Origin of the sequence: Paraburkholderia flagellata (assembly GCF_021390645.1) — a bacterium.
GTDB classification, from domain to species: Bacteria; Pseudomonadota; Gammaproteobacteria; order Burkholderiales; family Burkholderiaceae; genus Paraburkholderia; species Paraburkholderia flagellata.
Map to the genome: position 1 here is coordinate 1,450,633 of NZ_JAJEJT010000002.1, position 11,916 is coordinate 1,462,548.

Below are 11,916 nucleotides of genomic sequence, written 5' to 3' on the forward strand. Positions count from 1 at the left end.
CTCGCGCTTACTTCGCGATCTGCTTCAGATAGAAGACGGTCTGGATGGTCGGCAGCACCTGCTGCAACACACGGTTGAAGGTCGTCGAAGCGGCCGTGCCCACGTACACCACATCCAGCGGCTTGAGCTGGAACTGCGACGAAAGCATGATCGCGTCGGGCTTGGTCATGTCGAGACGGTAGATCTCGGGCTGCGTCGGGTTGTCCTTCATGCCGCGCATCACGAAGATCTGGCGCGGGTTCGCGTCAGTATCGAGAATGCCGCCCGCCTGGGTGAGCGCGTCGGCGATCGTCAGGTCGCCGCGAATGAGGTTCGTCTGCAGCGGCGTCTTCACTTCGCCCATCACAAATATTCTGCTATCCGAACGATCCGGAATATTGATGACGTCGCCGTTCTGCAGCAGCACGTCCTGGGTCGAGTCGCCGCCGTCGAGCATGCGGTTCGCATCGAGAATATAGAGCTTGCCGTTGCGCGTGAGACGTACGCGGTTGATGTCGGCGCTATCGGTCGTGCCGCCCGAGCGCGTGATGGCGTCCACCAGCGTGAGCGGCACGTCGCTCATCGAGAGCGGGCCCGGCGTCTTCACATCGCCCGTGATCTGCACCTTCTGGCTGCGGTACGCGAGCACGCGCACGTCCACCTGCGGGTTCTTCACGTAGGGGCCGAGGCCGGCTGCGAGCTGGTCGCGGATCTGACCGGGCGTCTTGCCCGCGGCCATGATGCGGCCCACGAACGGGAAGAAGATCGTGCCGTCCTTGGCGACGGTCTGTCCGTACGGGTCGGCCTGGCCGGGCAGCGCGTTGGTATAGGGCTGCGTGAGCGCCTGACCCACGGTCTGCGTGGTGTTGCCGCCCGTCGAGAACGTCGAGCCCTGCGGCGTCGAAAGTTCCGGGTGATCGAACACGGTCACGCCGAGAATGTCCTGCGGCGCGATGTGATAGACGTAGTCGGCAGCGTTCGCGAACTTCGAAGGCGGCAGCGGCGCTTTCGGCGCGGCGGCTGCCGCCTGCGCCTGCTGCAGCACGACTTGCTGCGTGATGAGCTGCACGTTGAATTGCTGCTGCGGCTGGTTGTTCGGCTCTTCTTTCAGGCTCGACGTGTCGAGATAGTTGCCGGGCGCGGTTGCGCACGCGGAAACGAAGACGCTCAACGCGACCACCGCCGTCAGTTTCAGTTTTGTCATTGGCATATTCGGCTCAACCATCCCTTAACCATACGATCCATCAATTCAAGACTCTGGCGATACGCGGACTCGTGGAGCCCATGCGGATCGCTGACATCAGAGTTTTCCCAGTTACCGAGCGCGTACACCTTGCCGCGCGCGGTGGGTTCGATACGCTCGACAGCGGCGACCTGGCGGCGCTCGGTCACGAGCACGAGGTCTGCCGAGCGCACCAGGCGGCTCGTGAGGCGGCGCGACTGATGCTCGCCCACCTTCATGCCGCGCTCGGCAAGCAGCCACTGCATCACGGGGTCCATGTCGTCGCCGTCGCGCGCACGCAGGCCCGCCGATTGAAACGATTCCGCCCCCGAGCCTTGCTGTTCGCGCAAACGCTCGCGAAAGAGCTGCTCCGCCGCCGGCGAGCGGCAGACGTTGGCGTGGCAAACGATGAGCACGTTCTTGATCATGGTCGCGTGACTCCCTTCCTTGACATGCGCGATGCGTGGCCCGGCAACGCTCAGGCCAGTGCCTGCGTCGCGGCGGTTTCGGCGCGCGCGCGGCTCGCCTGCGTCGCGCTCGCGCGGCCCACGGCGTGGTACTCGATGCCGAGTTCCTGCAATGTGGACGGCTCGTAGAGATTGCGGCCATCGAACACGATCGGCATCTTCAGCTGCTGCTTGAGCGTTTCGAAATCAGGCGCCTTGAAGACCTTCCATTCCGTTGCGATCACAACGGCATCGGCGTCGCTCGCGGCTTCCATCGCATCGGTCACGAACGACAGCCGCGCCTGATGTTCCGGCGCGTGCGCGAGATCGAGCGCAAGAACACGCTTCGCCTCGGCGGTCGCGACCGGGTCGTATGCCTTGACCGTGGCGCCGCGCGCGAGCAGTTCGGCGATGAGCGTGCGGCTCGGCGCCTCGCGCATGTCGTCGGTGTTCGGCTTGAACGCGAGACCCCAGACGCCGAACGTGCGGCCCGTGAGGTCGGAGCCGAAGCGCGTGACGATCTTCTGTGCGAGCACCTGCTTCTGCGCTTCATTGACGGACTCCACGGCGCGCAGGATCTGCAGCGGTTCGCCGAAATCTTCGGCCGTGCGCATGAGCGCCTTCACATCTTTCGGGAAGCACGAGCCGCCATAGCCGCAGCCCGCATAGAGAAAGTCGTAGCCAATGCGCGGGTCCGAGCCCACGCCGCGGCGCACGGCCTCGATATCGGCGCCCACGCGGTCGGCCAGGTTCGCGAGTTCGTTCATGAACGAAATGCGCGTGGCGAGCATGGCGTTGGCCGCATATTTGGTGAATTCCGCCGAATGCACGTCCATGTAGAGCGTGCGCTCGTGATTGCGGTTGAACGGCGCGTAGAGCCGCTTCATGACCTCTTTCGCGCGCTCGCCGGGTACGTCGTCGTTGCAGCCGAGCACGATGCGGTCCGGCCGCGCGAAGTCCTCGACTGCCGCGCCTTCCTTGAGGAACTCGGGGTTCGAGACCACCGAGTACATGTGGCTCTCGCCGCGCTTGCGCAACTCCGAGGCGATCGCGTCGTGCACGAGCGCGGCCGTGCCAACCGGCACCGTGGACTTGTCCACCACCACCTTGAAACCCGTCATGTGACGGCCGATATTGCGCGCGGCCGCCAGCACGTATTGCAGATCGGCCGAGCCATCTTCGTCGGGCGGCGTGCCCACGGCGATGAACTGCACGTCGCCGTGCGCGACCGCCGCTTCCACGTCGGTCGAGAACTTGAGCCGGCGCGCGCGCACATTGCGCTCGATGATTTCCTTCAAACCCGGCTCGTGAATCGGCACGACGCCTTGATTGAGCAGATCGATCTTGCGCGCATCGACGTCGAGGCAAAACACGTCGTTGCCGATGTCGGCAAGACAAGCGCCCGTCACGAGACCCACATAACCGCTGCCAATGATCGTCAGATTCATGCCCACCTCAAAAGTGATTGGTTCTTCGTGTCATGCGAAACGTTGCGCACACAAGCCGTGCGCGCACTCGCTTCGCCTCAATATGCGTTCTGGCCGGCGAACCCCTTCCACATGGTCATCGCCACGATGCGCAGGTCGAGCGCGAAGCTCCAGTGCTGCATGTAGTGCAGATCGAAGCGCACGCGGTCGCGCATCTTTTCCACGCGATCGGTTTCGCCGCGAAAGCCGTTGACCTGCGCCCAGCCGGTAATGCCCGGCTTGATGCGGTAGCGCGCCATGTAGCCGCGCACGAGGTCCTTGTAGATGTCGTCGTGCGCGAGCGCGTGCGGGCGCGGCCCCACCACCGACATCTCGCCCTTGAGCACGTTGATGAATTGCGGCAACTCGTCGAGGCTCGTGCGGCGCAGGAACGCGCCCACGCGCGTCACGCGCGGATCGTTGCGGCGTGCCTGCGTAACCTGGCCCGGGACCTCCGCATGGACCTTCATCGAGCGGAACTTGTAGATCTCGAATTCGTTGCCATCCAGCCCCTTGCGGCGCTGCTTGAAAAACACCGGGCCCTTCGACGTCAGCTTCACGGCGAGCGAGATCATGGCGAGCAGCGGCGCCAGCGCGACCAGCACGCCGCCCGCAAACACGATGTCGAACACGCGCTTGGGCAGCACGCTCAGGTCCGTGACCGGCGAGGCTGCGAGATTGATGGCCGGCACGCCGAGCAGATCGACCACGGGCTGGCTGAAGAACGAGAGGCTGCGCACATCCGGAATGAAGCGGATGTTCACGAAGTCGTTACGCAGTGCCGTGACGATGCGATGGATCGTGCGCTCCTTGGTGATCGGCAAGGCGAGCCACAGTTCGCGGACTTCGTTCTCGCGCACGAACTCGAGCATGGCCTGGAGGTTGCGCTCCAAGGGCACACCGTCGATCGCGGCAGCGCCGTCCGCGTCGCTGTCCTCGTCGAACACGATCGCCGGGTGAAAGCCCGCTTCCGGGTGAAAGCGCATGTGTTCGATCAGAAAGCGCCCATAGCGCGGGCCGCCCACCACGGCGACGGCCTTCTGGTTGAAGCCCTCGCGGCGAATGCCACGCAGCACCATGTGCACGAGCGCCTTCGAGACGATCAGCAACGCCACCGAGGCGACGACCCAGTAGGCGAGCCACAGGCGCGAGAGCGAATCGGCGCGGTGCAGGCTGAAGCTCAGCAGGATGCCCGTGCCCTCCACGGCGAGCCAGGCGGCGCACACGCGGGCAAAGAGCGCGTACAGCGACTTGCCGCGCCATGACTTGTAGATGCCGAACGCCGGGAACATCCAGATCGCGAGCACGCAGTTGAACGCGAGCGCCACGCTCTCCGCGTCGGTGAGCGGCACGAGCTGGCCACGATGCAAGGCGGCCGCGAGCAACGCTCCAGCGGCAATGGCGGCAACGTCGAATATTCTGGCTAGAACGCTGAGCATGTCCGGCACCTCGGGTTTAAAAAATGAATCGCGGCCACGCACTGCACGCCATGGCCGTTCGCTTCAAAAGTTTCTGGGACTGCGTCGCCGCGAGAAAACGCTTGGCGCCGCTAATTCTGATCCGAATAAACCCTAATAAGGCGCGATAAAAATTCCGGCCGCAAGCCTCAAAAGTATCTCCAATTGTTTCGCCCCTTTCAGGCCATTTTTTTGTGAATTTTGTCGGCAAAGATTGCCGGAATCCGCTTCCACATTGCCTCACGACGCCGACAATTCCGGCAGATTTTTCCTGTCTGGATGCCTGATTTTGGGTTCCGAGAGGAAATTTCGGTGATCGTCAGCCGAATTTTTATTGATTTTTTTATCGATATTCAAATGCATCGCAGATGCGATTTAAATTTAATTCTAATATTTTCCGTTTTCTTCTTTACGACTCGATTTATGACGATTTTAAGCATGCTACAAATCGCATCACCGAGACCTTTACAGGAGAGCGAGATGACGGATACGGGTTCCGCTACGGCATCGGCAAAAGCGTCCCAGACGCGTGCCGAAACGCGCAGTGCATTGCAGGTATGCCCTGTGGTGCTTGCGGGCGGCGCGGGCTCGCGGTTGTGGCCACTGTCGCGCGAGCAATATCCAAAGCAGATGATCAACCTCGTAGGCGAGCAGTCGCTGCTTGCCAACACCGCGGGCCGCCTCGATGCGCTCGCCGAGCGCGTAACGCTCGCAGAGGAATTGCTGATCGTCTGCAATGAAGAACATCGATTCACCACCGCCGACCAGGTTCGCGCGGCGGGCAAGCATGCGCGCCTGATTCTCGAGCCCGTGGGCCGCGATACGGCGCCCGCGCTCACGGTCGCCGCCATGTCCGTGGTTACCTCGCATGAGGACGGCATTCTCGTGGTGATGCCGGCCGACCATGCGCTCGCCGACCTCGAAGCGTTCCAGAACGCGGTGGCCGAAGGCGTGCGTCATGCGGCGAACGGCCAGATCGTGACGATGGGCATCGTCCCCACGCATCCCGAAGTGGGCTATGGCTACATTCACGTGGGCGAGCCGCTCGCGAATGCCGAGCCGGGCGGCGCGCGGCGTCTGAACGGTTTCGTCGAAAAGCCCTATTTCGAGCTGGCGCAGCAATACGTCGCTTCGCAGCGCTACTGGTGGAACAGCGGCATTTTCATCGTGCGTGCATCGACCTGGCTCAAGGCGATTCGCCATTTCCATCCGGCCATCTACACCGCATGCGCGGAATCGATCGAGCACGGCAAGGCAGACGGCGACTTCTTCCGCGTGGATAGCGAAGCGTTCGCACGTTCGCCTTCGAACTCGATCGACTACGCCGTGATGGAACCGCTCGCCGGCGACCCGACGGTCGCAAGCGGCGTGGTCGTGCCGCTCACGGCCGGCTGGACCGACCTCGGTTCATGGGACACCGTCTGGCAAGTTTCGCCGAAGGACGACGAAGGCAACGTCGCGCACGGTCGCGTGATGTTCGAAGGCGCGACCGACACCTTCGCGCATTCGGACGGAAGGCTCGTGGCCTGCCTCGGCACCAGGGACCTCGTGGTCGTGGAGACCCCCGACGCCCTGCTCGTCGCCGACCGCTCGCGCGCCCAGGACGTCAAGAAGATCGTGCAACGCCTGAAACAGGATCGCCGCACGGAAGCCGTGGCGCACCGCCTCGTGCATCGTCCGTGGGGGCACTACGACAGCGTGGACAGCGGCGAGCGCTTCCAGGTCAAGCGGATCGTGGTCGAGCCGGGCGCACGCCTCTCGCTGCAGATGCATCACCATCGCGCCGAGCATTGGGTCGTCGTACGCGGCACGGCGCTCGTCACGCGCGGGGAAGAACGCTTCATCGTTTCGGAAAACGAGTCAGCGTATATCCCGCTTGGCGTGTCGCATCGACTGGAAAATCCGGGCAAGATGCCGCTCGAGATCATCGAGGTGCAGTCGGGCTCGTATCTCGGTGAGGACGATATCGTGCGTCTCGACGATCAGTACGGCAGGCAGTGAGGAAAGCAGTAGAGGCAATGCAGGAAGGCTGCGCGCATCGCGCGCGCGGCCTTGCAAGATCAGCGCGTGAGCGTGCGGTAGCGCGTTCCGCTGGTGCCGGCAGTGCGGCGTTCGGCAGTGCCGGACGACGCCGTACTGGCTTCGCGAGCCTCGCTGCCCGGCAGCAGTGCGCCCGCGGCGGTATAGCGCTGTACCGGCGGTTGCAGCGGTGTGCGCCGCACGTTGCCCGGCACGGCCGGAGGCAACGCGCGTGCGGCGGCGGCATTCGACGGGTCGCCACGCGTCACGCTCGCGCTCTGGGCGCACGCGTGCGGTGCGGCGCCCGGCAACGTGGTTTGCGAACCGCTTTGCGCCGCGCCCTTCAACGCGGAATGTTTGGCGAGATGCGAGCCCGGCCACGAAACGCCGGACTCAGCCGAGCCTTCGCGATCGAGCCATTCACGCGCCCAGTCGAAGGCGAAATTCCGCGCGGATTCGCGATCCTGGAACGGCGGCCCGATCAGACCCGAGCGCTCGATGCGCTTGCCATCCTTGAGAATTTCCACGGCCCCGCGGAACATGCGGTTGCGCACGGGCTGCACGGTCAGGCTCATCGTATAGCCGCGCCATTCCGCGACCTGCACCACGCCGCCCGCCGGGTGCGCGCCGCGATGCGACGCGTCGCGCGGCATCGCGCGAGTCGCAACAGGCTTGCTCACGCGGGAAGGCGAGAACGATCCGAACGGCGTTTCGTTTTGCGAACGCGTCGCACTCGCAACGGTCGTTGCCTTCGTTGCGGCCGATACGACCGGCGCGTCGATCGAAGCGGGCAATGCCGGTTCGCCGCCGGCGAGTTGACGCATCATGCTTTCCATGGGATCGGCAAGCGGCGCGTCGGCGAGTGCGGCGGGCGCCTGCCAGGCTTCGGGGCTCTTCCAGAACACGGCCGGCTGGCCGTCGTCCTCGGCGACTTCCTCGACTGCGACTGCAACGGGTTGCGTATCGGCCTGCGCGGGCTGAGGCACATAAACGAACTTGCGGCCGCGCTGCGAGAGCAACTCGACCAGTTCGATCAGCGTGCCGCTGCCGTGCCATTCCTCGAAACGGCGGCGGCAAGTGGGCCCGGACGGATAACGCGCGGGCAGGCGCGACCAGGACTCACCGGTGGTGAGAATCCAGAGGACGGCATTGGCCACGACGCGCGGCTCGGCGCGAGGGCGGCCGCGCCGGTTGAGTCTAATAGGAGGTTCATCTGACACGAGCGAGGACACCTGCGTCCACTCGTCGTCGCTCAGTTCTTCGAAATTCATGCTGTTCTCCACGCAGCCGGACCGGGGCTGCAGTGACGGAGCATTGGCTAGCGGGTCTTGTTGCCCGCGTTGGCTAGCTCGGTTGCACCATATGCTTGGATGACGTGTTCATTTGCGTCGCGACGCGCACTCTGGCAGTGCGTTCTTTCACTGTATTGACGCAATACACGTGGTCTCACTCGTGCAAGGGAGAATTTGTGCAGGAAGCATACCACCTGAAACCAGCCGATGAGGAGGGCCGTAATAAGTGTTACGGTTAGAAACAATCTCCATCTTGAATCGTCGGGAATACTGCCAGAAAAGGCCTGTAAACGTGGTGTTTTACAGCGTCGATACAGTTGTAACAGGTTCATTCGTTGCGTAGTCGGCGCGTGGTCCGCGTCCTGCACGACTCCGAATGCATGCATACCACTTGAGACATCCCCGCCTCGGCAGACTTCGGCTTCGCTCCCGCAGCGTTATCGTTGTGCCCGCAACAAATGACATGCCGATGAAATCATTAGATGCATCATGAAACGGTCACGGTGAGACTCAGCGATCGTGCATTGCACAGGTTGCACCATCGCTAACCGAACGCTCGTGCGGCGTCACGTAGCGAAGCCGCGCAAACGAATCCGTCTATAGTAAGGGCGCACTGAACCACTACGGAGATTCGTGTATGCAAACCTCTGTCCCGCGCATCGCCACGGCGTTGATGGCCACCCTGACTCTGGCGCTGCTCGCCCCCTGGGGCGCCGCACAGGCGCAACTTGGCAACCTGCTCAACCAGGGCGGCAGCAACAGCGGTTCGGCGCAGGGCGCGCTCAGCAATCTGGGCGGCCTCGGCAACTCGCTTTCCGCGTCCTCGCTCACGTCGAACAGTCTCGGCAATGTCACTGGCGTGCTGCAGTACTGCATCAAGAATAATTTCTTGAACGCCAACGCCGCGAGTAACGTAAAGGACTCGCTGCTCAGCAAGCTGCCCGGCGGCGCGAACACCACCGACAGCGGCTATACGCAGGGCACGAGCGGCATCCTCACGGCCGGCAATGGGCAGAAGCTCGACCTCACGGGCAGCGGCCTCAAGGAAGAAGCCACGAAGCAGATCTGCGACAAGATCCTGAGCCAGGCGAAATCGATGCTGTAAGGGCTCCGATCGGGGCCCCGATCGCGCATGCGGATGTGTGCGGGCGCACGTCCCGCGCAATTTATGCGCCGTAAGCTTTGAACACGAACGAAGTCCCAGTGTCGAATGGAGTCAACCGGTCTTCTCTCGGCATTGCTGCTCGTAGCCATGACCAAGCGCCAAACACCCGTGATATTCGCGTTCCCAGCCACTATGCGGCGGGCCGCGCTAAGCGGCCTTGCCGCTTTTGCCGCCCTGCTGGCGCCGCTGGTCGCGCACGCGCAATCCAGTACGCGGGACCAGCAGTTCGACTGCACGTCCGATCCCCACACGTTCATTTCGTCGCTGATCGACGATAAATCCATTGAGCCGGAGCCGAGCCGCGTCGAAGCGAATTCGGTCAACGCGTTCAGCCCCGTGCGCGGCACCCGTCTGAGCGCGTTCGGCTTTCCCATTTACGTAGTACTCGGCTACGACCGCGACGACGCGCTCTTCAAGCGAGGCGCGGGCAAGGAGATCGCCTCGCCGCTTTACGGCGTCGTCGTGTCCGCGCCCGCGGAGAAGGTGCGCTCGCGCGTGCGGGAAGCCAACAGCGACGCCACAGTGCAATCGGTCGTGCCGCTGTTGCTCACGGCCATCGTGTGCGGCGGGTGAGCACTCAGCCGCCGAAGAACGCCAATGCGCCCAGGCCCACGCCAACGATGGCCACGCCCACCGACGTATTGAGCAGCCAGCGGCGCCGCGTAAGCAGCGTAATTGCCGTGAGCGCGATCGAGATCTGAATGAGCGTCGTGGCCTGCGCCCAGCGATGATGGCCGTGCAGCACCTGTTCGCTTAGGGCATCGTCCTGCTCGACGATCTTTTCGAGCGCCTCCGCCTTCGCGCGGATCGGCTCCTTCTGCTGGCGATAGCGGTCGGCGTCGGCGGCAAAGCGCTTTTGCGCAGCCTCCGAATTCGGCGCGAGCGCGGAGAGTTGCGCACCCAGTTCCGCCAGATTCTCCTTCTCGCCTTTCGCCTGATAGTAAGCCCATTGATTCGCGGCTTCGGTCTTGCGAATCGCCGCTTCGTTCTTGTAGTAGAGCGCCAGGTTCTCGCTGTTGCCGCTCTGGTAGGCAAAGATCGCTCCAATAGAAGCGAGGATCGCCGTCATCACCGCCATGCGCCCCGGAAACGCATCGCCCTCGCCGTGCCCGCCATGGCCCGCCGCGGCGTGTTCGACCGCGTGGTCATGCGGCCCATGCACTTCGTACTCTTCAGACATCCAAAGACTCTCCGCTTGATCTGACTTTCACTGATTCGCTGTCCTGCCGCCATTCGCTCTCGCCGCTCTCGCGACGACGCGCGCCGCCTTTTCCCCGTGCGGCGCATCCGATATGGGACGCTCAATTATCGTGTGCGCGGCGCGCTTGTCCAGTACCCGGAATGCATTGGATGTAACGAAACCCGAAATGTCTTCTGACGAAAGCAAATCGTAGGTTTTATCGTCTATTCATTCAAAACAGGTACCCCGGGATGTTGCAGCGCGTCCCCTCCCGCCTGCTGTTTGTAAATGTGGATTTGTGCCCTGAGCGCCGCCGGCGTCGTTGCAGTGCCACATGGCCCTAAATGCGACACACGCAAGGCATGCCCTGAGGCCTACTGCCGCTCACAAATTCCAGCCTGGAGACCGTCATGGGGCCCACACCGGCCGCGCACGCTGCGGCTATCGATACTGCTGCACCCAGCGCTCGCGTGAGGCACTCCGGGCCGGATGAAACGGGCAGCCTGATCGACGCGATCTACGACGCAGGGTTCGACGCGCAGCGCTGGCCGGATGTCTGCGCGCGCATTGCGCGGCGCATCGGCGCGCAGCACGTCAATCTCACCATGCTGCCGCCCGAAAGCACGTTCTCGCTCGCCGAGTGGGACGGCATCGACGCTTCGTTTGCCCATTCGTATGCGCAGCACTACGGCCGCTTCGATCCGCTCGTACCACAGGTGCGCCGCTGGGCCGCCGGCACGCTCGTCACCGACACGATGATCCACCCGCAGGGCAGTTTCGAACGCAGCGCCTTCGTGCAGGAATGGGTGCGCCCGCAGCGCTTCTACACGGTGGCCTTCGCGAACGTGCTGCGCGAAGGCGACATGGCCGCCGTGCTCGGCGCGCTGCGCCACGAAACGCGCTTCTATAGCGAAGACGAGCTGGATGCATTGCGCGACCTGCTGCCGCATTTGCGCAATGCATTGCGCGTGCAGCGGCACACTGCGCGCACCCTCGCCTCGCATGACAAAAGTGGCCATGCCCCCGCGGACGCACTTGACGCGCTCGCGCACGGCGTCCTGATCGTCGACGCCGACGCGCACATCGTGTTCGCGAATCGCGCCGCCACGGCGCAGCTCGCACGCGCAAACGGGCTGCGCACCGAACACGCCGCGCTCAGCGCCGCCACGGCCGCCGCCACGCAGCAGTTGCGTGCGCTGATCGCGCGGGCGGCCGGACGCGACGTACGCGGGCGCACGGGCGGCGCGATGCTGATCGCCCGCCAGCCGCCCGACGAGCCGCTCCAGGCGCTCATCTCGCCGCTAGGCGCACACCGTCACGTCGATTACTTCGCGCAAGCCGCGCGCGCCGGCACCGCTATGCTGATCGTGATCGATCCGCAGTCGTCGCGGCGCGGCGTGGAAACGCGTCTTGTCGCGCTGTTCGGCCTCACGCCTGCGGAAGCGCGCGTGGCCTGCGAAGTCGGCAAGGGCCTCAATCCGAAAGACGCGGCCGAGGCGTTGCAGGTCCTGCCCTCGACCGTGCGCACGCATCTGCATCACGTGTTCGCGAAAACGGCCACGCGCCGCCAGGCGGAGCTCATGCGGTTGATCGCGCAGCTTGCGATTGCACGCGGCGATTGATTCATCATTCGGGTGCAAAAAAGGAAACGGCCCGCGCAACACACGTTCGATGAACGCGGATTGCGCGG

The 11,916-nt window shown here is 63.8% G+C and carries 10 protein-coding genes; 4 read left to right on the forward strand and 6 right to left on the reverse strand.

Translation table 11 applies throughout. The features are described 5' to 3' along the window. Positions 1–7 precede the first annotated feature (7 nt). From L0U83_RS20805 to L0U83_RS20820, 4 genes are all read right to left on the reverse strand, one after another. Positions 8–1,183 (reverse strand): polysaccharide biosynthesis/export family protein, encoded by a 1,176-nt coding sequence (locus L0U83_RS20805; RefSeq protein ID WP_233885910.1) that lies wholly within the window; start codon positions 1,181–1,183, stop codon positions 8–10. Further along, entirely contained in the window at positions 1,180–1,629 is a 450-nt protein-coding gene (locus L0U83_RS20810; protein ID WP_233885912.1) for an arsenate reductase/protein-tyrosine-phosphatase family protein, read from the reverse strand. The genes L0U83_RS20805 and L0U83_RS20810 overlap by 4 nt, the downstream gene beginning before the upstream one ends. 50 nt (positions 1,630–1,679) lie before the next feature. After that, positions 1,680–3,095, reverse strand: a complete 1,416-nt coding sequence (locus tag L0U83_RS20815; protein ID WP_233885914.1) for a UDP-glucose dehydrogenase family protein — start codon at positions 3,093–3,095, stop codon at positions 1,680–1,682. Between the two features lie 77 nt (positions 3,096–3,172). Further along, the gene (locus L0U83_RS20820; RefSeq protein ID WP_233885915.1) at positions 3,173–4,552 is read right to left on the reverse strand and encodes an undecaprenyl-phosphate glucose phosphotransferase; all 1,380 of its coding nucleotides are present in this window, start codon (positions 4,550–4,552) and stop codon (positions 3,173–3,175) included. A gap of 498 nt (positions 4,553–5,050) precedes the next feature. On the opposite strand from L0U83_RS20820, the gene L0U83_RS20825 reads away from it, so the two are divergent. After that, on the forward strand, positions 5,051–6,571 hold the full coding sequence (locus L0U83_RS20825) for a mannose-1-phosphate guanylyltransferase/mannose-6-phosphate isomerase (protein ID WP_233885916.1): 1,521 nt from the start codon (positions 5,051–5,053) through the stop codon (positions 6,569–6,571). Positions 6,572–6,630: 59 nt separating this feature from the next. On the opposite strand, the gene L0U83_RS20830 is transcribed toward L0U83_RS20825, so the two are convergent. Beyond that, entirely contained in the window at positions 6,631–7,860 is a 1,230-nt protein-coding gene (locus L0U83_RS20830) for a DUF6566 family protein (RefSeq protein WP_233885917.1), read from the reverse strand. A gap of 658 nt (positions 7,861–8,518) precedes the next feature. Here L0U83_RS20830 and L0U83_RS20835 point away from each other — a divergent pair. After that, positions 8,519–8,986 carry a YjjA family protein gene (locus L0U83_RS20835; RefSeq protein WP_233885918.1) on the forward strand — a complete coding sequence of 156 codons (468 nt, stop codon included), beginning with the start codon at positions 8,519–8,521 and terminating at the stop codon, positions 8,984–8,986. 105 nt (positions 8,987–9,091) lie between these two features. After that, entirely contained in the window at positions 9,092–9,619 is a 528-nt protein-coding gene (locus L0U83_RS20840) for a hypothetical protein (protein WP_233885919.1), read from the forward strand. Positions 9,620–9,623: 4 nt separating this feature from the next. Here L0U83_RS20840 and L0U83_RS20845 read toward each other — a convergent pair whose 3' ends face one another. Beyond that, on the reverse strand, positions 9,624–10,226 hold the full coding sequence (locus L0U83_RS20845) for a DUF4337 domain-containing protein (RefSeq protein WP_233885920.1): 603 nt from the start codon (positions 10,224–10,226) through the stop codon (positions 9,624–9,626). Positions 10,227–10,636: 410 nt separating this feature from the next. On the opposite strand from L0U83_RS20845, the gene L0U83_RS20850 reads away from it, so the two are divergent. Next, a complete protein-coding gene (locus tag L0U83_RS20850) occupies positions 10,637–11,848 on the forward strand; it encodes a helix-turn-helix transcriptional regulator (RefSeq protein WP_233885921.1) in 1,212 nt (403 codons plus the stop codon). Positions 11,849–11,916: the final 68 nt, after the last annotated feature.